Annotated in this window: 21 protein-coding genes; 4 read left to right on the top strand and 17 right to left on the bottom strand. The window is 39.9% G+C overall.

The window, feature by feature from the left end; translation table 11 throughout:
• Positions 1–338 (top strand): hypothetical protein (locus MOZ64_RS07935; RefSeq protein ID WP_320326039.1); only part of this gene is annotated, 338 nt, incomplete at its 5' end.
• 55 nt (positions 339–393) lie between these two features.
• Here MOZ64_RS07935 and MOZ64_RS07930 read toward each other — a convergent pair.
• From MOZ64_RS07930 to MOZ64_RS07920, 3 genes are read right to left on the bottom strand one after another with little or no spacing between them, the layout of a single operon-like run.
• Positions 394–1,713: a neurofilament protein gene (locus MOZ64_RS07930; RefSeq protein ID WP_320326038.1), complete on the bottom strand. Its 1,320-nt coding sequence runs from the start codon at positions 1,711–1,713 to the stop codon at positions 394–396.
• Between the two features lie 47 nt (positions 1,714–1,760).
• Positions 1,761–3,071: a DHHW family protein gene (locus MOZ64_RS07925; protein ID WP_320326037.1), complete on the bottom strand. Its 1,311-nt coding sequence runs from the start codon at positions 3,069–3,071 to the stop codon at positions 1,761–1,763.
• 14 nt (positions 3,072–3,085) lie between these two features.
• Positions 3,086–4,453 (bottom strand): MBOAT family O-acyltransferase, encoded by a 1,368-nt coding sequence (locus MOZ64_RS07920; RefSeq protein ID WP_320326036.1) that lies wholly within the window; start codon positions 4,451–4,453, stop codon positions 3,086–3,088.
• Positions 4,454–4,615: 162 nt separating this feature from the next.
• Here MOZ64_RS07920 and MOZ64_RS07915 point away from each other — a divergent pair, with 162 nt between their 5' ends.
• The gene (locus tag MOZ64_RS07915) at positions 4,616–5,770 is read left to right on the top strand and encodes a S1C family serine protease (RefSeq protein WP_320326035.1); all 1,155 of its coding nucleotides are present in this window, start codon (positions 4,616–4,618) and stop codon (positions 5,768–5,770) included.
• Between the two features lie 108 nt (positions 5,771–5,878).
• On the top strand, positions 5,879–6,856 hold the full coding sequence (locus tag MOZ64_RS07910; protein WP_320326034.1) for an L-lactate dehydrogenase: 978 nt from the start codon (positions 5,879–5,881) through the stop codon (positions 6,854–6,856).
• A 73-nt stretch (positions 6,857–6,929) separates the two neighbouring features.
• On the opposite strand, the gene MOZ64_RS07905 is transcribed toward MOZ64_RS07910, so the two are convergent.
• From MOZ64_RS07905 to MOZ64_RS07885, 5 genes are read right to left on the bottom strand one after another with little or no spacing between them, the layout of a single operon-like run.
• A complete protein-coding gene (locus MOZ64_RS07905) occupies positions 6,930–8,135 on the bottom strand; it encodes a sensor histidine kinase (protein ID WP_320326033.1) in 1,206 nt (401 codons plus the stop codon).
• Positions 8,116–8,808 carry a response regulator transcription factor gene (locus MOZ64_RS07900; RefSeq protein WP_320326032.1) on the bottom strand — a complete coding sequence of 231 codons (693 nt, stop codon included), beginning with the start codon at positions 8,806–8,808 and terminating at the stop codon, positions 8,116–8,118. The genes MOZ64_RS07905 and MOZ64_RS07900 overlap by 20 nt, the downstream gene beginning before the upstream one ends.
• A 32-nt stretch (positions 8,809–8,840) precedes the next feature.
• A complete protein-coding gene (locus tag MOZ64_RS07895; protein ID WP_320326031.1) occupies positions 8,841–9,587 on the bottom strand; it encodes a hypothetical protein in 747 nt (248 codons plus the stop codon).
• A 54-nt stretch (positions 9,588–9,641) separates the two neighbouring features.
• The gene (locus tag MOZ64_RS07890) at positions 9,642–11,369 is read right to left on the bottom strand and encodes an ABC transporter ATP-binding protein (protein ID WP_320326030.1); all 1,728 of its coding nucleotides are present in this window, start codon (positions 11,367–11,369) and stop codon (positions 9,642–9,644) included.
• Positions 11,366–13,084, bottom strand: coding sequence for an ABC transporter ATP-binding protein (locus MOZ64_RS07885; protein ID WP_320326029.1), 1,719 nt, complete (start codon positions 13,082–13,084; stop codon positions 11,366–11,368). Before MOZ64_RS07885 ends, MOZ64_RS07890 begins: the two co-directional genes overlap by 4 nt.
• A 92-nt stretch (positions 13,085–13,176) precedes the next feature.
• On the opposite strand from MOZ64_RS07885, the gene MOZ64_RS07880 reads away from it, so the two are divergent.
• Positions 13,177–14,001, top strand: a complete 825-nt coding sequence (locus MOZ64_RS07880) for a LysR family transcriptional regulator (RefSeq protein ID WP_320326028.1) — start codon at positions 13,177–13,179, stop codon at positions 13,999–14,001.
• 13 nt (positions 14,002–14,014) lie between these two features.
• On the opposite strand, the gene MOZ64_RS07875 is transcribed toward MOZ64_RS07880, so the two are convergent.
• From MOZ64_RS07875 to MOZ64_RS07835, 9 genes are all read right to left on the bottom strand, one after another.
• On the bottom strand, positions 14,015–15,262 hold the full coding sequence (locus MOZ64_RS07875; RefSeq protein ID WP_320326027.1) for a DUF438 domain-containing protein: 1,248 nt from the start codon (positions 15,260–15,262) through the stop codon (positions 14,015–14,017).
• Positions 15,263–15,363: 101 nt separating this feature from the next.
• A complete protein-coding gene (locus tag MOZ64_RS07870; RefSeq protein ID WP_320326041.1) occupies positions 15,364–17,022 on the bottom strand; it encodes a DAK2 domain-containing protein in 1,659 nt (552 codons plus the stop codon).
• A gap of 12 nt (positions 17,023–17,034) precedes the next feature.
• Positions 17,035–17,394, bottom strand: coding sequence for an Asp23/Gls24 family envelope stress response protein (locus tag MOZ64_RS07865; RefSeq protein ID WP_277634144.1), 360 nt, complete (start codon positions 17,392–17,394; stop codon positions 17,035–17,037).
• A 59-nt stretch (positions 17,395–17,453) separates the two neighbouring features.
• On the bottom strand, positions 17,454–18,431 hold the full coding sequence (locus MOZ64_RS07860; protein ID WP_320326026.1) for an OCRE domain-containing protein: 978 nt from the start codon (positions 18,429–18,431) through the stop codon (positions 17,454–17,456).
• 26 nt (positions 18,432–18,457) lie between these two features.
• Entirely contained in the window at positions 18,458–19,357 is a 900-nt protein-coding gene (gene murB / locus MOZ64_RS07855) for a UDP-N-acetylmuramate dehydrogenase (protein ID WP_320326025.1), read from the bottom strand.
• A gap of 15 nt (positions 19,358–19,372) precedes the next feature.
• Positions 19,373–20,449 (bottom strand): undecaprenyldiphospho-muramoylpentapeptide beta-N-acetylglucosaminyltransferase, encoded by a 1,077-nt coding sequence (gene murG, locus MOZ64_RS07850; RefSeq protein WP_320326024.1) that lies wholly within the window; start codon positions 20,447–20,449, stop codon positions 19,373–19,375.
• A 29-nt stretch (positions 20,450–20,478) separates the two neighbouring features.
• Positions 20,479–21,222: a class B sortase gene (gene srtB / locus MOZ64_RS07845; RefSeq protein ID WP_320326023.1), complete on the bottom strand. Its 744-nt coding sequence runs from the start codon at positions 21,220–21,222 to the stop codon at positions 20,479–20,481.
• Positions 21,223–21,247: 25 nt separating this feature from the next.
• Positions 21,248–22,087, bottom strand: a complete 840-nt coding sequence (locus MOZ64_RS07840; protein ID WP_320326022.1) for an aldose epimerase family protein — start codon at positions 22,085–22,087, stop codon at positions 21,248–21,250.
• Positions 22,084–22,827 (bottom strand): HAD-IIB family hydrolase, encoded by a 744-nt coding sequence (locus MOZ64_RS07835; protein ID WP_320326021.1) that lies wholly within the window; start codon positions 22,825–22,827, stop codon positions 22,084–22,086. The genes MOZ64_RS07840 and MOZ64_RS07835 overlap by 4 nt, the downstream gene beginning before the upstream one ends.

The following is a 22,827-nucleotide window of genomic DNA, read 5'->3' as shown; positions in this document are numbered from 1 at the left end:
GTCACTGTATCGATAATGGACCAGTAGAATCTTTTCAGGGATTCATCAAAGATATGGCCAAAGTTTTGTTTGGCAAGGCACATACGTATGAAGAAGCTGCAGAAATCATTTACAGGACATATGAATACTATATCTACAAATATCCACAGAAACGTTTTCATGGGAAGACTGCATATCAGGTAAGACAGGAAGCACTGGCTGCAGATACACCGGAACAATATCCAATTGCACCAAATAGAAGAATAGAACGATTCTGGGAAAAGATTGAGAAGAGCAAAGCAACAGGAACAAGCACAACAATAAAAACAAGGCCAAATCGAATTGACCTTGCTTGGTAGTTATTTTGGATATTTTCGCTGTCTACTTGACAGGGGTCATATCACTCCCACATACCTACTTCTCTAAGATTTCAATCAATTTTGGATAATAATCATATCGATCATCGACATATTGGAATGCACTGTTCGCAATGGCTTTGGCTTTATCCAAATCAATATCGACATATACATTCGCAAAACGATAATAAATCATATCCTTGATCTGGTTTTCACGCAATACATAGTTATAATTGGCATCACCTTGACCATAATCACCATGTTTGATATACAAATCAGCAATATCCATCAAAGCACGTGTTCCCCATTTTTGATGAAGATCATCCAATTGGGAAAGGACCGCAAAAATGAAATTCTCATAATATTTCACATCATCGTATTCAAACAATGGCAATACATGATAGGCAAGATCCATGAATGTCTGGATCATGTCGGTCACATCCACTTTGATCAACTCAACAAGATCGGCACTTTGATGAATGTTCTTGCGTTGTGCGATCATCAATACTTTCCGTACGATATCAAATTCTTTTTGGTATTCTTCATTGTTGACCGTTGCATCATCCTTAATGGTATAAGAAGCATGAGCCTTCACATCTTTACCAATTTGTTCAAAATCAGATGCTTTAATATCGACCGTATCGGCAACACGATCAAAGATGACACGAATCAGATCGGTATCATATCCGTCTTTTTCAAACGTAAATGCTTTGGTATCCACATGGAAATCATCCAATACTTTTTTAGTCAACGCATCAATATCGGCATTATCCAACAATAATGAAGCATAGTTTTCATAATCCATGTTGACACCCATGGCACGAGCCATTTCAAAACATGTATCCATCGCAAAACTATTGTATTGTTCGGTCTTTGCTGTATTGACAACCGGCTTTTTAGCCGTTTTTTTCGTTGTCGCTTTTTTTGCAGCTACTTTCTTATTGGCAGCTTTGGCAGCCGTTGCCCGTTTTGCCGGTGCTTTTTTAGCAGCCGTTGCCTTTTTAGTGACCGTTTTCTTTGCAGCCGGTTTTTTTGCCGTTGTCGCCACTGGCTTTGCTTCCACTTTCTTGGTTGCTGGTTTCACTTCTGCTGTTTTTGTGGCAACTGGTTTTGCTTCCACTTTCTTAGTTGCTGGTTTTGCTTCTGTTTTTGGCTCAGCGGATTTCTTCGCTGTTGTCTTCTTTGCTGGAGTGACTTTTTTAGCTGTTGTTTTTTTCGCAGCCGTTTTTGTCGTCGTATCTTTCTGTGCCGGTTCTACTTTCTTTGCCGTTTTTGATACTTCTTCCGTTGGCTTTGCGCTAGCGCTTGCTACTTTTTTGGTTGTGGTAGCACTCTTCGTTGTAGTCGTCGTTTTTTTCGATCTTGTTTTTGCAGGCATGATACTTCCTCCTAGTTAATTCTTTCCTATTATAACACTTCTTAATTTCAATGCAATTCACTATCGATTTTGCTTGCAACATCCGGCGAAGCAATTATCGTGATATTGTTGATCATGATCAAATCCTTGATGTTGTTTTCTTTACAGAACGATACAATTTTTTCTTTGGTATATCGAAAATCCATCACGTAGACCGTCTGATAATGATCCACCAGATAAGGCACAAAACAATTTCCATAGGACTCCTTGATTACCACACAGCTTGATCCATCTTTGATTTTTGGATTCTCAATTTTGGTCAATGGTTTATCCCCACCAATGAAACAATAATAACCAGACCCTTCGTTCCAAGAGCTGACATCTTCGATCACATGCCAGCTATGTTCTTGATTGGATTCATCCCAATAAGTCAGATCATTGGTACCATTGGGTACATAGGCTTTGACATAATCGGGATTTTTTTCCATACTTGTATCTTTCAACTTGTCATAGAAGGTGCCCAAGAATGGACTGAATTTATAGCTTTTCTTAAAGTAGGATAACGAATGCGCGTTGATGCCTTTTTCCTTACAAAAATCTTTATACGCATAATAAGCACCCAAACTTGTCCAATGATGATCGGTCCGAAAATATAAATATTGATCATTGTGTTTTCTTAACGTTGGCAAGATATCAACCATATGTACATTTTTCGTATATCGATCAGCATAATAATTGATTCCTTCTTGTTGATCCGATCCACCTAAAGAAGATAACGTCTTTTTGTCCAACATCGCACCCGAATTATTAGGCACCAATATCGAATACACATTGGTCGTTCCTTTTAATTGTTTAGCGGCTCGATTGATGGCTTTGGTGTAGGTATTGGCAGCTCCCTGATCAAAATAATACACACTATAGGCAGCCCCATCTTTGACATACAATCCTTCCATGATCTGGTTTTGCACTTCGGCTTGCATATCCTTGGTCTTCGGTGCCTTTGCCGTCTTGGTGGTATTGGATGTTTTTCCATTGGTTGGAATGGTATCTTTTTCAACATTTCCACCAACCATACGTGTATTGGATTCGATGCCATAGGATTTCTTTAAGTTCTGGCTCATTGCGATCCATGTATCGCGTCCGGGAAATGTATCCGAATACCATTTGGATATGTCCGAAAAGTAGGAACCATCCAAGAAGGTCGAAAGATGGAACGCAGGCAAAGCAGTCAACTGCCGTTTTTCTACAATGGATCGTGTGGGTCGAATAAAAAACAAAGCACCCATGATCATGCCAATGATCAATAGAAAACTGGTGATCACCACGCTCAAATTATGAAACAAACGAATTTGTTTTCGTTGCTTTTTGGTATATTTCATTCTCTTTCTCCTTCCTAAAACTGAAAATATAAGAAAGGATTATAGCTATTTCCAATCAAAGCCAAGACCGATAAGATCAAAAGTACGGGTGGCAATAGCAACTCTCCCCATGTATAGATGGTATAAATGATCGCATTGGATTTTCCTATGACAGGCAACAAATGGCGAATGGCCTTACCTATATAAGTACAAGCTAGGATACAGAACAATAAAAAGAAGATATTTTCCAAAAATAAGGTATGGACTTGCATGCTGGTAAAGGCATGTGATCCCATGCCGATCATTCCGGCCAATACCGTCAAAAGTTGCGAACCATTCTCAAATCGAAAGATGACCCAGCCTATATATACGACAAACAAAGTATATATATGAGCTCCGATGGATCGTAAGCGATTGCCATAGACAAATCGTTCCAGCAACAAAAAAACCAAATAATATAATCCCCATAATATATAATTCCAGCTGGCACCATGCCACATACCAGTCAAAAACCAAACGATGGTCATATTGCGAATGAATTTTGTTTTAGAACAACGACTGCCACCCAAAGGAATGTAAACATAGTCGCGAAAAAAGGTGCTTAAGGAAATATGCCATTTTCGCCAAAAATCCTGTACGGAATGGGCCATATACGGATAGTTAAAATTTTCTAAATAATGAAAACCCACCATCCGTCCCATGCCAATGGCCATATCGGAATACGCAGAAAAGTCCAGATAAATCTGGAGCATGTAAAAGAGCATGCCTAACCACAACCCTGTGATGGCTTGATTTTGTAGTGCCGATTGTTGAAATGGCAACAGCGTATCGGCTACCGATGCACATCCATTGGCTAAGATTGCTTTTTTTGCCAACCCAACACAGAAACGGCGAATGCCTTCATAGATATCGCTTTGCGAAACCTGCCGATGCTCAATTTCATTGGCTACGGTTTCATAGCGGACAATAGGTCCGGCAATGCATTGATGAAACAAGCTGGAATATAATAAGAGTTTCCAAAATTTTGGTTGCGCTTTGACCTCTTTTCGATAGACATCGATCACATAGGATAATAACTGAAAGGTATAAAAAGAAATACCAATGGGCAAAACGATTTGGGGAATCACTTTGGGAATGCCAAACCAAGCATGGAAATTGGAACAAAAAAAGACCGTATATTTAAAAATGCCTAATAGCCCCAATAGTACGACGCATTCGCCTAGTAAATAGTGTTTGGCCTGTTTTCGATGTCGTGTGATCTGTATCGCAAACCACCAACTAGCCCAGGTATCGACAAGCAAAAGGATCAAATATCGGGGTCCACCCCAAGAATAGAAAATCAATGAAAAAATCAGAAGTACCTGGTTCTTTTTGGTATCATCCACAAGCGTATAGATGATCATACAGGGTACTAAGAACGCAAAAATAAAAAGTAAGCTCGAAAAAACCATGATTTCTTTCCCTTCCTCCGCTTTATCATATCAAATTTCCGACTGTTTTTATGTAAATTTAAGGAATTATTTGTAGTATACTAATGCATGTGTCAAAGGAGGTACACGTAAACCATGAATCATAATATGCAAGAACAACCACCAGAATTTAAAGAAAAAGCCAAAATTCCCAAACAAGTCTTGATCCTTGTATTGGTATGTGCCTTGTTGTCAGGGGTTTTAGGATTTACCGGTGGTTATATAGCTTCCAACCTAAATACATCATCCGGCAACGTCACCATCAACCAAGTCAAAGGGTCTACAACAGGTTCATCCAAAGTCAATGATGTCAGTGACATTGCCAGCAAATGTGGTCCGAGTGTTGTTGAGATCACTACCGAATCCGTTTCTAATGGCAATAGTATTTATGGCCAATATATTTCAGAAGGGGCCGGTAGTGGAATTGTCTATAGTAAAGATGGCTATATCGTAACCAACAACCATGTCATTGAAGGGGCTTCGAGCATTACCGTGAAGACAACCGATGGAAAATCATATCAAGCCACTTTAGTTGGTAGTGATTCAGACAGTGATCTGGCGGTATTAAAAATTGATGCCAGTAATTTAACACCAGTTACACTGGGTGATTCAAGCAGTTTAAATGTCGGTGATGTGGCGATTGCGATTGGAAATCCATTGGGCGAATTAGGGGGTACCGTAACGGAAGGTATTATTTCTGCTTTGGACCGCCAAGTCCAAATCGATAACACGACGATGACATTGCTGCAAACGGACGCATCCATTTCACCAGGTAACTCTGGCGGTGGTTTATTTGATGCCAATGGCAATTTGATTGGTATTGTCAATGCGAAATATTCATCCAGTTCTTCATCATCCAATGGCAGTGTTGAGGGCATTGGATTTGCGATTCCCATCAATAGTGCAATCGATGTCATCAATGAATTGATCGCAAATGGAAAAGTCACCAATCGTGCCGCATTGAATGTTTCTTTATATGATTATACAAAAGGCAGCTCCAACTATTATGTCGATGAGGGGGCTACGGAAGGTTGTTACATCGTCCAAGTCGTAAGTGGGGGTGCGGCTGATAAAGCTGGTCTAAAGTCCGGTGATCGTATTGTATCGATCGATGGCACTTCGATTTCCACTTCCAGTGAGGCAAAAGCTGTCATTCAGAAACATAGTCCAGGCGATAAAGTCAAAGTAGTCGTAGAACGCGATGGCAAGAAAGTCACGAAGACAGTAACGCTTGGTTCATCCAATTCTTAATGTAAGGGGTTTCGTTTTTACGAAATCCTTTTATTTTTGTTTTGTACGAACAATAAATGGAGTATAATAAGTTCAGAAATACTTACATTAGAGGAGGATTAGTATTCAATGGCTACAGAAAAAATTTCTAAAAGAAAAATCATGTTGATTGGTACCGGCTTTGTCGGCATGAGTTTTGCGTATTCCCTTTTATCGGAAAAAGGAATCGATGAATTGGTTTTAGTCGATGTCAACACAGACAAAGCCAAAGGCGAAGAAATGGATTTGAGTGATGGTTTAGTTTATGCGGAAACCAAAATGAAGATTCGTGCCGGTAGCTATGCAGATGCCAAAGATACAAACATTGTTGTATTAACAGCTGGTATTGCACAAAAACCAGGCCAAACACGTTTGGAATTGGTTAAGATCAATGCCAAGATCACAAAAGATTGCTGTGAGAACTTAAAAGCCAATGGCTTTGATGGTATCTTGATTTGTGCTGGAAACCCAGTTGACATCATGACATATGTGGCTTACAAAACATCCGGTCTACAAAAGAATCATGTATTTGGTTCCGGTGATGTATTGGATACCGCACGTTTGCGTTTTGCAATCAGTGAACGCTTGAATGTAGCACCAAGCAATATCCATGCTTATATCATGGGTGAACATGGTGATTCTAGTTTCGTATCTTGGGCTAACACCTATGTTGGCTGCAAAAACTTATTGGAATACTTGGACGAAAAAGGCGATGTATCTTTAGCAGAATTACAAGAATTATATATTGGTGTTCGTGATAAAGCTTATAAGATCATTGAATTAAAACGTGCCACTTATTATGGAATCGGTCTTGCCTTGAAACGTATCGTTACTTGTGTATTGAATAACGAACGTGCCATCTTGCCAGTATCTAGTTATCAACAAGGTGAATATGGTCAAGAAGGTTACTACATTGGTACACCAAGTATCGTTGGATCCAATGGTGTCGAAGAAGTCATTAAATTGCCAATGACCGATCAAGACCAAGAATTGTTTGATCGTTCGTTCAATACGTTACGTCAAACCATTCAAGATGAATTATCGGATTTATTAGCTGATTACGAATAATCCATCAAGGAGCTCATCCAGCTCCTTTTCTTTATAAAAAAACGATGATATCCATCGGATATTCTCGTTTTGTCTATAATTCAACCTGAATGCGTAAAGACTTTTCATCTTCTGTGGTTGCCTCGATCTTTCCTTTATAAGATTGAACAATGGCTTGGGCAATGGATAAACCAATGCCATATCCCCCCGTTTGGGAATTGTGACTTTGATCGGTTCGATAAAAACGATCAAATAAATGCGGCAAACTATCTTTAGCAATGAATTCCGTCGTATTGTAAACGATCAATTCAATCTTTTTCTTTTGATGCAAAGCAATCCGAACCATACCATTTTCAGTCGAATATTTAAAGGCATTATCCATAAGAATGGAAATCAATTGTTCAATTTCTTTTTGGCCGCCTTTCATATGTACATTCTCATCCACATCTTTTTCAAACGTCTTATTTTCCATTTTGGCTCGTGCATCAAATGAATTCGCCACTGTAGATACAAGCTTGGAAAGGTCCAAATCGACCAAAGCTTCTGGTTTTTGCGTTTCTTGCATCCGCGAAAGCACGATCAAATTATTGGTTAAATCCGCCAATCGTTTGGTTTGGACATGAATATCATCGGTCCATTCGTTCGATACACCGTCCATTTCCAATACCGTCAAATCCGCATCAATCGTTGCCAATGGAGTCTTAATTTCATGGCCTGCATCGATAATAAATCGTTTCTGTTTTTCATAACTTTCTGCAACCGGCTTCATGATTCGTCCTGAAATGAATACGATCAAGATGGAAGAAATGATCAAACCAATCGTGGCCACCAAACAACTTGCTTCTAAGAAAGTACGCCAATTATCGAGCGAACGCGTACAATCTAAAAAGATCAAGACCGTATTGCCATTTTCTTTATAACGAATATATCGATAATCTTGATAAAAGCCCCGTGTCTTATCAAAACTAGAAACCACTTTGACATAATTTCGTGCTTGCGTGATATCAATGGCTTGGATCTTGGCCATATCAATCGTTGTGATGGTTTCGTCTTCACTGATTGTCGCAATAAAATAACGCGATTCAAATGGCGTTTCTTTGGACCAACGCCCATTGTTTTGATCTTTCCCGAAAGCCGGAAAATATCCTTCATTTTCTTTGAGTGTCGTCAAGATAAAATCGGCATTTTCGATGATCTTATGATAATTGATGACATTGATGGTCACCATCAAGACGGTAAAGGTCACAAAAATAGAAAAGATAGCTGCAATGGAAAATCGCTTACGAAGTTTTTTGATCATTGTTTTCTAACTCCAAAGAATAACCGACATTTCGATGGGCTTGGATCTTCACATCTGCACCTATTTTTTTTAATTTCTTACGCAAATAGGCAATATAGACCCAGACAATATTTAACTCGGTATCACTGTCATAGCCCCAGATTTTTTCAAACATCCGCTCGGTCGAAATGACTTGTTTTGGATTCGCCAATAACAATTCCAACATTTGAAATTCTTTATTGGGTAATTTCATTGTCGCATTGGGCCCGCCCAATTCAAAAGTTGTACGATCTAGGGTGATATTGCCAAAGGATAAAGAAGAGTCAGGCGATTGTGTATGCATACGTGTCATAGCACGAATACGCGCCAGCAATTCTTTCGCATCAAATGGTTTGGTTAGATAATCATTGGCCCCCAGATCCAAACCCTTTACCTTATCATCGACTTCACTTTTGGCAGTCAATAATAAAACGGGCACATCATTGCCGGCTTGACGAATCGTTGCTAAAACTTTCAAGCCATCGACCTTTGGCATCATGATATCTAAGATGACCCCATCATATACTTCGTCTTCTAAGTAATCTAAGGCTTGTTGTCCATCATAGACCGCATCGACCGCATAATTGGATTTTTGTAAGATCACAACCAAAGCTTTCGATAAGGACCGTTCATCTTCGGCTAGTAATAATCGCATAAGTGACCTCCTTATGAAAAAGGGAAATCTGCTTATTCACAAATTTCCCTATACAATTCCTCAATCTCTGCTATTGTTATAACACGATTATACAATGTGATGCAAGGCTTATTCGATGGACTTCGCTCCATTTGATCCACATGATAATGGCCGTGCAACCAAGCTCGATAATCCAATTGATCTTCAATTTCTTGTAAAAACGGTTTTAAGTCATAATGCTCTGGATCATAAAAATTCATATCCGTTTTATATTTTCTTCCCAAAGAATGTTTTTCATACACTTCATGACTCAACACATAATCGACCTGCCACTGATGCGCACATAAGACATCACGCGCATGCTTCATTTCCTCCCACGTTGGTAGTTCTTGTTGCCACCAACTGACATTTGGAACACGATACATGGCATCATGACTCGGTGCTCCACCAAAGCAGAAGAATGAATGACCCTCGATTTCAAAGACTTCGCCACGCATCAAATGCACAACATTTGAACGAATGCGATGCACTTTGCCTCCATGCCACTGTTCAATCGGATATGAATTTAATAAATTGAAGTTTTCATGATTGCCATCGATGAAACATGTTTGCCACGGTAAGGATTCCAACCAGTCCAACCAAAACTTATCGCCTTTTGCGCCATCTAAAATAAAGCCAAAATCGCCTACAATGATCACATGATCCTTTGCTGTCAATGTCTTTCCTATGGGAAAACCATCATCGGGATTGATCTTGAAAACATCTTGTTCACGATGGGTATCACCTGTTATATAAATCATGATAGTTTCATGGTAACATAGCTAAATGTACTATGCAAATGATAACGTTTTCAATTAAACAACCTGCTCAAATTGACTATTATACAAATTCGCATAGAAACCATTTTGCGCCAATAAGTCATCATGAGTGCCTCGTTCAATGATTTTTCCCTCTTTCATGACTAAGATCTGATCGGCATTGATGATCGTCGATAAACGATGTGCAATCACAAAACTGGTTCTTCCTTTCATCAAAGTATCAAAAGCTTGTTGGACCAATACTTCGGTTCGGGTATCGATATTGGAAGTAGCCTCATCTAGGATCAACATCTTTGGCTTGATCAACATCACGCGAGTGATACATAAAAGCTGTTGCTGTCCTTGGGATAAACTATGGGCATTGATTTTTGTATCCAAGCCCTTTGGCATTTTTTCAATAAAATCCCAGCTACGACACGATCGACAAGCCACCTCGATTTCAGCTTCGGAATAGGATCTTCCCATACATAGATTTTCGCGAACCGTAGCGTCTTTGATCCACGTATCTTGTAGAACCATGCCGAATTGTTGGCGTAAACTATGACGGCTGACATTTTGAATATTGGTTCCATCAATCAAAATAGCCCCCTCATCCATCTCATAAAACCGCATCAATAAATTGATCATTGTGGTTTTTCCACATCCAGTCGGACCCACGATGGCGATTTTCTGACCTGGTTCTACATGAAAAGAAACATGTTGGATCAAAGGATGATCGGGCACATAAGAAAAACTGACATCTTGCCAATCGACACTTTCCTGATTGACGATTAAAGTGTTTGGCTCTTCTGGTGATTCTTGTGGTGCATCTATGATTTCAAATACCCGATTGGCACAAGCCAAGGCATTTTGAAATTCTGTGACGACCGAACTAATATCATTGAAAGGACGCATATATTGATTGGCATAACTCAACAATACACTTAAGGAACCAACTGTCAGTGCATTCTGTAAAATAAAGATCGAGCCAATGCCCACAATGAGGGCATACATCAAACTATTCATAAAGCGCGTGGATGGATTGGTCAGACTGCTATAGAATATGGCTTTTTGGGAATAATCCTGAAGATCTTCATTGGTTTTTTGGAAGGTTTGCGAAGCCCGTTGCCCATACCCAAATGATTGGATGATTTTTTCATTGCCAACCATCTCTTCAATATACGAAGTCAATTGCTCCCGCGTCTGCGTCATTTTTTGGAACATATGATACGAATGTTTAGAAATCCATTTAGCAACAAAGAAACTTGCTGGACTCATCAAAACGATCAATACACTGATACCCACATGAATACGAAACATGAATAAAATGGTGATCACGATCGTAATAATACCCGAAAACAGTTGCGTAAAGCCCAACAATAAACCATCGGAAATTTGATCCACATCCGCAATCATACGTCCTAGAATATCACCAATTCCATGATCATCTAAAAAGGATAACGGTAAATGTTGGATCTTAAACATGATCTGAGCGCGCATATCTTTGACAATGGAATAGGCCATGTGATTGTTCATCACATTCATCACCCAAGTTGCTGCCGCATTGATCAGGATCAAGATGCCAATTTTCGTGCCATACGTGGATAATAGGACCAGATCCACATGCCCTTTCGAAAGCATACAATCAATGCATTGTCCAAATAAGATGGGAATGTATAACTGTGTCACGACCGATACCACAGCCAATCCAATACTCAAGATCAAAAAGAACCAATAGGGTCTTACATACTGCATGAGTTTATGAAAGGTTTGCGATGTTTTCATGCGATGGCCTCCTTAGGATATTGCGATGCATAGATTTCTTGATAAACCGGACAGTCTTTCATCAATTGATCATGGGAACCGGTACCAACCAAACGGCCCTGATCCAAAACTAAGATTGAATGAGCCGAACGAATCGAACTAATTCGTTGACTCACAATGAAGATGGTCATTTTCCCCGTCAAATTTCGTAAGGCTTTTCGCAAATTCGAGTCAGTTTTGAAATCCAGTGCACTGGCACTATCATCTAAAACAAGAATATCCGGTTGTTTCACTAAGGCACGCGCAATGGTCAAGCGCTGTCGTTGTCCACCCGATAGGTTTTTTCCTCCTTGTTCCAACACAAAATCAAGCTGTCCGGGTTTATTGGCAACCACATCTTTGGCCTGGGCAATTTCTAAGGCGCGCCATAAAGTGGCATCATCGGCATGGGGATTGCCCCATTTTAGGTTCTCGCGAATCGTGCCAGAAAAAAGGACAGAACCTTGCGCCACATACCCGATCTTTGCGGTCAATTGTTCTCTCGGATAGGCTTTGACATTTTCACCATCAACAAAGATCTTTCCCTGACTGACTTCATAATAGCGTCCCATCAGTTGCATGATCGTTGACTTTCCCGATCCGGTTGAGCCAATCACGCCAATAGTTGATCCTTTTGGAATTTCAAAGCTCATATCGTGGATCACACTTTTCGTATCATAGGCAAAGGATACATGATCAAAGCGGACCGCTTGTGCACTGTGGATTTGTATCGATTTTGTTTCATAGTGCATATCGTTATGCGTATCCATGATGGCTTCAATACGTTGACTACACGCGATGGACTTATCGATCGTCACGATCAAGCTCGCTAATTTAATCAACTCAATAATAATTTGAGCCATGTAGTTATATAAAGCAACCATGTCCCCTTGGGCCATGTATCCTTCCTGAATTTGAATGGCGCCCACCTGTAATAATACGATGATTGCGAAATTGATGATGATATAAGTAAACGGATTGATCAATGCTGAGATCTTTCCTAAGAATTCATTCGTATTCGTAAACCGATCATTCTGTTTGTCAAAGGAGGAAATTTCATCTTCTTCTTTACAAAAGGCACGAATGACACGAACACCAGTTAGATTATCTCGTGTCATTCCTAATAAGATATCCAGATGTGACTGCACTTTTTTAAATAAAGGAATGCTGATCCACATGATTAAATAAATCACAACACTCAATAAGGGAATCGCAATCACAAAGATCAATGCACATTTCACATTGATAAAAAAAGCCATGATCATGGAACCAAAAACAATAAATGGACTTCGTAATAAGAGTCGTAGGCTCATATTGATGCCCGTTTGTACTTGTTGCATATCGCTGGTCATACGTGTGATCAAGGTATTGACACCCAATGTATCGATTTCCTTATACGATAACGATTGAATATGATCAAACATGGCTTGGCATAGATCGGTTGTTGTGCCAACCGCTGCTTTTGCCGCAAAATATTGGGCCACAAAACTAAAACCTAGACCCAAGGCCGCTAAAACGATCAACAAAATCGTTCCTTGTCCAATTACTTGTGTATGATGTTGATGGATTCCTTGATTGATGATCCAGGCAACGATCAAAGGAACAAAAAGATCCATGAGAGCTTCTAATAATTTAAATATAGGTGCACATATCGCTTGTTTTCGATAGGCACGTAAATAATGGAATACGGTTTTCATTGTTCTCACCCTCTTGTAGGGGTATCGTATCATATGTTAAAATATATAAAAATTATATATTTTATATATTTATTATTTAGAAAGAATATACCATGAATTTAAAACAACTTCAGATTTATAAGACCGTGGTGGAACAAGGAACGATGTCCCAGGCAGCCAAAACACTGCATATGAGTCAACCACCCCTTTCCTTACAAATCAAGCAATTGGAAGAAGAAGTAGGTGCACCCCTTTTGATTCGAGGCCCACGACATGTCGAATGTACCGAATTGGGAGATCTCCTCTATCATCGGGCATGTACCATTTGTGATCTTGTTCAAAACACCAAACAAGAATTGTTTGATCAGCAACATGGCAAAACGGGTACGATTCATCTAGGCATCGTGTCCAGTCTACAAGATTATGTCTTGGATACATGGTTACATCCATTTATCCAGATCTATCCCAAGATCCATTATGAGATCTTTGAAGGAAATACCTATACCTGTCTAGATGCTTTGCGACATCATATCATTGAAATCGCGGTCGTTCGGAGTCCTTTTCCTAACGATTCCAATATAGAAATCATACAAACAGCTACGGAGAATTTTTATTCAATTGGTAGTACAAGACCCCTTTCCATCCAAGAACTCAATCATATACCTTTACTGGTTTATCGACGGTGGAAAGAATTCTTTGATCAAATCTTGGATACACCGCATTATTTTTGTGTCAGTGATGATGCTAGAACCTGTATAGAATGGGCACGTCATGGCTATGGTATTGCGTTGGCACCTGCTTCGATAGCCAAAAAAGAAGCCAATGCCTATCCGATCCAGGATCTAGATATGCGATCCAACATTTGTATCGTCACTTCAAAAAACACCTACATTTCAACCAGTGCCCATGCTTTATTGGAACACATAAAAAACCAGTGAATCCGGATTGGATTCACTGGATGTGGCTTGCGACATCACTAAAATCTTGAACGATTTCTAAGCATCCCATATATTGGTCTTGTTGATCATACATCGCTACATATTGGATACGCGTATTCTTGACCCATCGTTCGACTTTGGTTTGTTTATGGGCTTTGAAGTCCGCTAACATTTGTTTGACCATTGGCTGCACACGAGGTGGATGGCAACTATATACTTTTCGATTCAAAGCTGTCTTTGGACGTGCAAATACACCATTGGTGATACTGAAAAAACGATTCATATCATCGGCATCGATATAGGTCAATTCAACGGGCAAAGCTTGACAAATGGCTTCGAATTGCGCAACGGTGAGATCACCATTTTCAAAATGGAGGATACCTTCACTGATGGGGCGTCGATACGTTTCTGCTTCCGGCCAATTGGCGGCTACCGCAATAAAGGCGTTGCCATAGATAGGCATATCTTGATAGATCTGATACCACATTTCTTGACTGAATTTATCCAGTGCTAACGGAAATAAGATCTGATTTTCTTTAAAAATCATTTCTTCAATACGCGAACGATTATTCGGGATATCCTGTAAGATCTCATCATCCACGCCCCACATCACTTGATTGGGTCCTGGATAGCCAAGAGCATCCAATTGGGCAAGGATCAATTCTTCTTTTTTCTTATAATGTTTTTTCAATTCCACATAAGGAATCTCTTTGTTTTGATCCAAGTACTGTTGTAAGATCTGATTTTCTAAACGAAAGATCGAAATGGGATGGCCCGCAGGCACCTCACCATGGATTTGGGCTTCTGTCTTGCCATGGAACAGTGCCGAATGCACATCGCACAATCGTTGTACTTCAGGTACGGGCATGCCTTTGTTGATGAGTTCTTGTTCGGCATTGGCAATTTCTTGAACGGGCACGTTTTCATATCGTTTGGCGAAATCCGCACGAACACTTTCTAGATCTTCTCCATTTTGTAAACGAAGGATGTAGGATTCCAATTCATTGGATGGATCAATTGCAACGTTTTCTACTTCTTGAGAGGCAAGTTCATATCCATGGGTCGCAAATGCAGCTTGGATCTTTTCCCATGGAATGCCTTTGATTTGTGCTCCCTTTTCTAAGGTCATGATCTTCCCTACGGTCTGAAGCGCAACGGGGTTGGCTAGATCCTTAAATCCCAATTCGATCATGATGGGTTTGATTTCTGGATATGTCGAAATTAAATCAGCAACTTTACGTGTTTTATCTATTTGAATCATATGTTTTACCTACCTTGTAAGCATAGTCTAACAGATTTCTCCATAGATATTGTTGGATTTCCAACAAAAAAGCGAGTATTTTTCATACTCGCTCCAAGGCTTTATTCAACACCAATGATAAATGGATATACCGGTTGTTTGCCTGCATGAACTTCCACTTCGGCATCACTATTTTCCTCAATATAATTGGCAAGTTCATTAGCTTGGTCTTCGGTTGCATCCTGACCATAAATTAACGTAACAAGTTCACTGTCATCATCCAACATCGTATCCAACAATTTCTTGCTGGCTTCCATACAATCCGGCACACTGGCCGCTATGGTCTTCCCATAGATGCCCATGTATTCCCCTTTCTTGATGGCACGGCCTTCATAGGTCGTATCTTTGATGGCATAAGTGACTTCTCCCGATTTCACATGATCGATTGCTTCTTGCATTTCACTTAAGTTGGAATCTAGATCAGCATCTGGATTGAACATGATGCAAGCAGCCAATCCTTGCGGAATGGTTTTTGCTGGTAAGACATGAATATCTTGTCCTTCACACACATCTTTGGCTTGTTGGGCCGCCAAAACAATATTGGAGTTATTTGGCAAAATAAAGATATGATCGGCATTTAATTGATCCACAGCCGAGACAAAATCTTCCGTGCTTGGATTCATCGTCTGGCCACCGCCAATCACAACGTCTGCACGATATTCTTTGAACATTTCATCGATTCCAGACCCTGGGGCCACCGTAATGATCGCATACGTTTTATGTTCTGCTTTCTTTTGTGGTGCTTCGATTTCTTTTTCCAATTCTTTGGCTTCTTCCAATTCAACGATGTGGTCATGTTGCTGCTGCATGTTTTCTACTTTGATCTTCACAAATTTGCCTTGACGACGACCCATCTTCAAAGCGGTATAGGGTTCGAGGGTATGCACATGCACCTTGACTAAATCATCATCTTGTACACAAACAAGGGAATTACCGATGGAAGCTAATTCATCACGGAAACCTTCTTCTGAGAAATTTTTCTTACCGGTCTCACTCAAATGAAGGATAAATTCCGTACAGAAACCATATTCGCCTTCCCCATCATTCTCTACTTTGGTTTGTGCAGCTTGTTGGCTGGTTTGAATGTCTTGTGCTGCCACTGGCTTTCCTTGCATCGCCAAAAGAAAGCCTTCTAAAATGGTACACAATCCTTTTCCACCACTATCGACAACGCCAACTTCAGCTAATACAGGTAATAATTCTGGTGTGCGCTCTAAGGAAGCATTGGCTTCTTCGACCATCTTGGCCATGACAGCTGTACAATCTTTGACTTCTTCTGTCACGGTATACGCATAGGTATAATCGGCAGCTTCGCGAACAACGGTCAAAATCGTCCCTTCGACAGGGCGCATGACGGCACGATAAGCCACGCGTGAACCATTGACCAAGGCATGGGCAAGCTGCATCGCATCAATCGTTTCGTTTTCTTCTAAAGATTGATAGATACCGCGAAATATTTGTGAGGTAATGACACCTGAGTTACCACGAGCTCCCATTAATAAGCCCCGTGATAAAGCTTTCAATATATGGCCGATGTGATCTTCTTTGACATCTAAAGCGGCTTTGGCGCCGTTGGTAAATGTCAATGTCATATTGGTTCCTGTATCTCCATCCGGTACGGGGAAAACATTCAATGCATCAATTTGTGCGGAATGATTCTTCAAATTGTTCATACCGGAACGCAACATATCTTTTAAACTTTGTCCGTTAATTTGTTCCATCATTCTTACTCCCTACTTGGCTACTCGTACACCTTGCACGGTGATATTGACTGCTTCCACTTTGATTTCCAAAGTCTTTTCAATCACATACTTCACTCGTTTTTGCGCTTCTTGTACGATTTCACCCAACTTAATTCCTTGTAGGGCGATAATATATAGATCCAATACCAATCCATTCTCTTGTTGACGCACGATCACACCACGAGAATAGTTTTCTTTTTTCAATAATTCAGCCCAACCATCACGAACGAGTTTCTGACTTGCCATGCCGACAACACCATAACACTCCGTGATCGTACCTCCGGCTAAAGAGGCAATCGCATCTAATGAAATGGAAATATTTCCATATTCGGTTGATTTATTAATTGGCATAGAGTTACCCTCCTCTTATATCAATCCTTATTATACCTATTTCTGTAAACTAAGACAAATTATTCCGAAAGTGGTTGTAAAGATTGGGTCGTATCATCCCACACATAATAGATCCCACTATTTGGATCCATATAGTAACCGCTTGTCGAATCATAATACAGCCCAGTTGAATCATCCCATACAAGGGTTGAATTATCTGTTGTGGTCGTATCTTGTGTCGTTGCATCTTGTGTTGTCGTGGTCGTTGTCGTATTGGCATCACTGGTCTGCGTATCGGAAGAAGTCTCTTGTTTTTCCTCGGTTTTCTTGGATGAAGAACTTGTCGATTTCTTACTATTCAAATCATCGCAATTGATTTTTTCAATCGCATGATTGGTGCTATCCAATAATAGACAAACATTCTCGCCTTGTAAACGAGTCAACATGGCTTGGTATTTTGCCATCATGACCAATGAGCTGATTGATGTATAAACAACATTCCCATCTTGCATAGTCATTTTGATCATATTTTTATCAAAAGACGTTTTATAAGGAACCATTTCAGCAATTTTTTCAATGACCGATCGGGTCAGGGTCTTTTCATTTTTCTTAAAAATGGCACAGATCTTTTTGCGCTGTGTGCCACTAAATCCATTCAATAAAGGAAAATGTACGATCGTGGACATGTATGCTTTGTCGATCGGAATGGATTCATTATCGATGGTCAACAAATAATATTGACTATTTTTTGTATAATAACCAATCACTACTTTTTCTTGGACATGGACCAACAATCGGCCATTTCTACCTTTTTGTACATAGACATCTTTGACCAATGGCATTTTTTCAATGCGCTTTTCATAGACCATCGAAGGTACAAGCCACATCCGTGACTGATAACTCATACCCGCCAAATGGTATATTTGGTGATCGGTCAAATAATAATTTCCCGTGCAGCTTAAAACATGGGCCAAAGCATCAAAGGAAAAATAATATACACCAAACGATGTCAAAGCCATCACTAAGACCGTTAAAAGGATGCCCGTTCTGAGTGACATGTTTCTTAGCCATCTACGCCAACGAGTTACCAATTTAATTGCTCCACTTCTGTAATCAAAGAAATACCATATTTTTCTTTTGCTTCTTGTCGAATTATTTGAATCAGATCACGAATATCACTAGCCGTTGCGGTGTTATTTTCATTCACGATAAAATTACTGTGTTTATCCGATACTCTGGCACCACCAATTTGATAGCCTCGATATCCCATTTGATCAATTAATTTCCATGCGGGAATGGATTCGGGATTACGAAAAACACTGCCTGCACAAGGTTTATCCAAAGGTTGTGTATTCATTCGACGTTGACGACGTGAATTCATTAAATCACGTATTTCCGTGGCATCGCCTGGATGCAACTGTAAACGAGCGCCGAGAATGACCCAATCTTTATGTTTTTGAAAAATAGAGTGGCGATAGCCAAAATCCAATTCATCTTGATGGATCCATTCAATACGGCCATCTCGTAATGCCAATACATCTTGAACCACATGGCTCATATCACTTCGATAGGCCCCGGCATTCATATATAAGGCACCGCCTACAGAGCCAGGAATTCCACTGGACCATTCTAGACCAGTCAAATTTTTCTTCATGGCTTCCACAGAAATATTGATGATGGAACAACCTGCTTGACAAACCAAGGTTCCATCGGGTTCAAAATAAAAATCATTTAATGAATGATCTAAATTAATGATAGCGCCATGAAAAGGGGCATCACTAAATAAGATATTGGAACCGCGACCGATCGTATAGAAAGGAATGTTGGCTTCTTCCAATAGATAGATCACACGCATCAAAGACAAAAAATTATCAGGATAGATATAATAATCAACATTACCACCTACGTGATAAGTTGTATGTTTACTCATTGGTTCATTTGTTTTAATATTCGCATAGGTTTCTAAACGTTCGATCATTGACATTTGGGGTCCTCTTTTCTATTTGATCAAAGACTCACACAAAGAAATCATATCGTATGCGGCTTGAGGTTTCCCTAGTTTCCGCGCATTTTTAGATACTTCAGCCATTTCCACTGGATCTAAAAATAAAGTTTGGATCGTTTTCGATAAGGTATCTGCATTTAGATCCTTTTCTTCAATCATATAGGCAGCGTGTCGGTCTACAAGCTGTCGTGCATTGTAGTATTGATGATTGGCTGCTACATAAGGTGATGGAATCAAAATGGCTGGTATACCCAAAGCCGTCAATTCGGCAATGGTGGTTGCCCCAGCACGACAAATCAATCCATCGATCTTTTTATAAATTTTTAATGTATCTACATAATCAACAACGTGAATATCTTTCACGCCATCAAACATATGAATATCTTTACTGTTATCTTTTCCACACACATATAAAAACTGCAAAGAAGTCGTATCCACACTGCTCAATGCGTCTTTCATCAATGCATTGACACTGCTCGATCCCAACGATCCCATCATCACTAAAATCGTCTTTTTCTTTGGATCCAAGCCTAAAGAATCATAGTAGGTAGGATCCAATGGCGCTTTTTTGGCAATCGTTGCTCTTGGATTTCCTAACAAATGAATCTTGTTTTTGGGAAATACTTCTTCACACTTTTCATAACACGTTACGATCGCATCGACACGATTCATCACCAATTGATTGGAACGACCCACGATGGAGTTTTGTTCATGGATCATCGTTGGAATATGCAAGCTGCAAGCAGCCATCATGACGGGGGCACTCACATATCCACCAAAGCCAATTACGATATCTGGGTCAAATGCACGCAAATATCCCTTGGCTTTTTGACGTGCCAAAACCAACTGGCCAACGGCTCTTCCTTTTTGAAAGGCATTACCGACCAATCCGGATGTATGTAACGACAAAAATCGATAACCTAAGGATGGAATCACTTGGGCCTCCATCCGGTCATCATTTCCAATAAATAAAATTTCACATCGAGGATACAACGAACGAAATGTCTCGGCCAATGCCACGGCTGGATAAATATGTCCGCCAGTACCCCCAGTTACTAGACAAATTTTCATAACGTAAACCTTCATTACTATAACACAAATCAATCACTAACGGTAATTGGATCTGTCCATTCTTGCATAACGCCTGTTAATACATAACGCTGATTGGAATGGAAGCCATAATCCAAGTTACAAGTTGATAAAGAGACAAAATGGGCTGATGTGGTATCGACAGCTCGACTATACATCGCTTCATTGACCCATTTTGCGAGGGTATCATCGCGATATGAACCAAAGGCAGTGGTATAGAATGCCGAAGAATCAGTCGTTTTCGCAAACGCATAAATCGTACATTTATAATTACCATTGGGTGTCAATAAATAGAAGGCATCATGTTTATTAAAGAAACTTTCATCGGTAAAGTTCTTTAAATTGGTGAACATGCCACCGCCTTCAACCGAATGCCCATAGATAATGGAGTTATCATCCATAAATTGATTGTTTGCTTTATAATCCAAGAAAATCGATCCATAGGGACTGGATTGTTTTCCCGTCGTATGATCGAGATAATAGGAGTTATCGCTTCCTTGGACCACAGGAAAATTAATATCACATCCTGGTACATATAACCATGCAACAATATCTGGAGAAGATTGTTGGAGTGCATTCCAATCTGGATTCAAAACTTCAGTATTCTCGCTATTCTTTGTGGCCATTTTTTGATAGGTTTTTGTTTCTTGTTCGATTTGATGCTTGTCCTGATAGATTTGATACAAATGAAAAGCACTATATCCAAATACACCAATACATACAAGCAATATGATTCGATAGATCCATTTTTTCATATTCCAATTGTACAACACTTTCTAGTTACACTTCAATCGCATAGCTTGGGCAGAATGTTTCCTGTGGCTTTAGGAGAATCGTTCCTTCGCGGTGATAGAAATCGGTCGTGTTTGGATCAAAATCGGCATGGCTCCACCAGGGTTCAATACAAATAAAATCGGAAGGTGTCGGACTAGACCAAATCGCTAAATATGGATAATCCTGAACATGTAAACGTAAGACTTTTTCATCCTTGTGCATGAGTGTCAATGTTTGGCTATGTAAGCCTCGATAAATCATCGTCTTATATTTTTCAAGATCCAAACGATTGAGTTGCCATCCTTTTGTATTTACTTTTTCCCAATGTGAAGGTGTTTCATACATGTGCAGTTGTTCCAAATGGGTGTTTCCATCAAACGAAAGAAAATAAGAAGAAAAGGGTTCGTGCAATTGAAAGCCAGGGTGTAACCCAAATCCAAAAGGCATTACTTTGGATCCGGTATTTTCAATCCGATATTGGATCTTTACTTGATGATCGACCAATTGATATTGAATTTCATAATGAAAAGCAAAGGGATATTGTTTCAAAGTGGCTTCATTGGCATCCAAAGAAAAAATCAATCGATCCTTTTCTTGTCTTCCCTGCAAGGAAGCATAGCGGATCAGTCCATGGTTTTTCATGGCATACGTTTGTCCATCAATCTCATACGATCCCGTATAGGTATTCCCAACCAGGGGAAACAACGTTGGATTTTTTCCACCCCATCCTTGGTTTCCTTGATACATGATTTCTTCTTGGGTTTGTTTGTTGATCAAATGTTGAATTTCTCCACCGGCTTCGATACATTCCAAATATAAATATTCATTCTCTAAAATATAACTCATTTTAAATGCTCCTTCACAAATGTTGCGATTCCGGTATCATGCACAGAACCACAAATTACGTTAGCGGCTTGTTTGCAGGCAGGACTGGCATTGGCCATCGCAATACCTATATCGGCTTTTTCTAACATACACACATCATTATCGCCATCACCAAAACATAAAATAGGCGATAAATCAGAGAAATGTTGAATGGCTGTCCATTTATCGACATGTTTGGCTCGTAGTTCCATACATCCTGGAAATACGGTGGCCATACAATCTACAGCTAAGGAAGGGGCGTGTGATTCGATCATGATATTATAGACCGATTCACCCTGCCAGGGCTTGACTTCCATATGCATAAAATACAATTGCCAATAGGCCTGCTTCATATACGATGTGATCCATAAATTGCCCCAATAGGAACCGAAAGCGCTGCTGTATCGCCAACAAATTTGATGGGTTTCGCAATACGAAGCAATGCGCGAAACAATGTGAGCATCGATTGGAAAAGCCGATCGTAATTGCATGGTTTGATCATAGATGGAGGCCCCTCCATCTAATACATACGCATCAAAGCCTACATGCATTAACGATCGTGGCAAATGGGCCAATTCCGCTTGAGATCGACTGCTATTCAATGCAAGAAAATAGTCCTGTTCTTTTAAGGCGTGCAAAGCATCTATGGTTTCTTGTGATACTTCATGAAAGGGATGGGCATATAAGGTTCCATCCACATCAAAGAAACAAGCGGGTTTCAT

The sequence above is a fragment of the Absicoccus intestinalis genome (assembly GCF_033971885.1).
GTDB classification, from domain to species: domain Bacteria; phylum Bacillota_I; class Bacilli_A; order Erysipelotrichales; family Erysipelotrichaceae; genus Absicoccus; species Absicoccus intestinalis.
Note: the sequence above shows the minus strand (reverse complement) of the source record. Positions and strands in the feature narration are given on the sequence as shown.

Excerpts from the sequence above, each read along its gene's own strand:
- murB (WP_320326025.1), bottom strand. The coding sequence starts at position 19,357 with ATGTCAATGATCGAACGTTTAGAAACCTATGCGAATATTAAAACAAAT.
- MOZ64_RS07915 (WP_320326035.1), top strand. The coding sequence starts at position 4,616 with ATGAATCATAATATGCAAGAACAACCACCAGAATTTAAAGAAAAAGCC.
- MOZ64_RS07835 (WP_320326021.1), bottom strand. The coding sequence starts at position 22,827 with ATGAAACCCGCTTGTTTCTTTGATGTGGATGGAACCTTATATGCCCAT.
- MOZ64_RS07870 (WP_320326041.1), bottom strand. The coding sequence starts at position 17,022 with ATGGAACAAATTAACGGACAAAGTTTAAAAGATATGTTGCGTTCCGGT.
- MOZ64_RS07930 (WP_320326038.1), bottom strand. The coding sequence starts at position 1,713 with ATGCCTGCAAAAACAAGATCGAAAAAAACGACGACTACAACGAAGAGT.
- MOZ64_RS07890 (WP_320326030.1), bottom strand. The coding sequence starts at position 11,369 with ATGAAAACATCGCAAACCTTTCATAAACTCATGCAGTATGTAAGACCC.
- MOZ64_RS07880 (WP_320326028.1), top strand. The coding sequence starts at position 13,177 with ATGAATTTAAAACAACTTCAGATTTATAAGACCGTGGTGGAACAAGGA.
- murG (WP_320326024.1), bottom strand. The coding sequence starts at position 20,449 with ATGAAAATTTGTCTAGTAACTGGGGGTACTGGCGGACATATTTATCCA.
- MOZ64_RS07900 (WP_320326032.1), bottom strand. The coding sequence starts at position 8,808 with ATGCGATTATTACTAGCCGAAGATGAACGGTCCTTATCGAAAGCTTTG.
- srtB (WP_320326023.1), bottom strand. The coding sequence starts at position 21,222 with ATGAAAAAATGGATCTATCGAATCATATTGCTTGTATGTATTGGTGTA.
- MOZ64_RS07865 (WP_277634144.1), bottom strand. The coding sequence starts at position 17,394 with ATGCCAATTAATAAATCAACCGAATATGGAAATATTTCCATTTCATTA.
- MOZ64_RS07860 (WP_320326026.1), bottom strand. The coding sequence starts at position 18,431 with ATGTCACTCAGAACGGGCATCCTTTTAACGGTCTTAGTGATGGCTTTG.
- MOZ64_RS07910 (WP_320326034.1), top strand. The coding sequence starts at position 5,879 with ATGGCTACAGAAAAAATTTCTAAAAGAAAAATCATGTTGATTGGTACC.
- MOZ64_RS07905 (WP_320326033.1), bottom strand. The coding sequence starts at position 8,135 with ATGATCAAAAAACTTCGTAAGCGATTTTCCATTGCAGCTATCTTTTCT.
- MOZ64_RS07895 (WP_320326031.1), bottom strand. The coding sequence starts at position 9,587 with ATGATTTATATAACAGGTGATACCCATCGTGAACAAGATGTTTTCAAG.
- MOZ64_RS07875 (WP_320326027.1), bottom strand. The coding sequence starts at position 15,262 with ATGATTCAAATAGATAAAACACGTAAAGTTGCTGATTTAATTTCGACA.
- MOZ64_RS07885 (WP_320326029.1), bottom strand. The coding sequence starts at position 13,084 with ATGAAAACCGTATTCCATTATTTACGTGCCTATCGAAAACAAGCGATA.
- MOZ64_RS07925 (WP_320326037.1), bottom strand. The coding sequence starts at position 3,071 with ATGAAATATACCAAAAAGCAACGAAAACAAATTCGTTTGTTTCATAAT.
- MOZ64_RS07840 (WP_320326022.1), bottom strand. The coding sequence starts at position 22,087 with ATGAGTTATATTTTAGAGAATGAATATTTATATTTGGAATGTATCGAA.
- MOZ64_RS07920 (WP_320326036.1), bottom strand. The coding sequence starts at position 4,453 with ATGATCATCTATACGCTTGTGGATGATACCAAAAAGAACCAGGTACTT.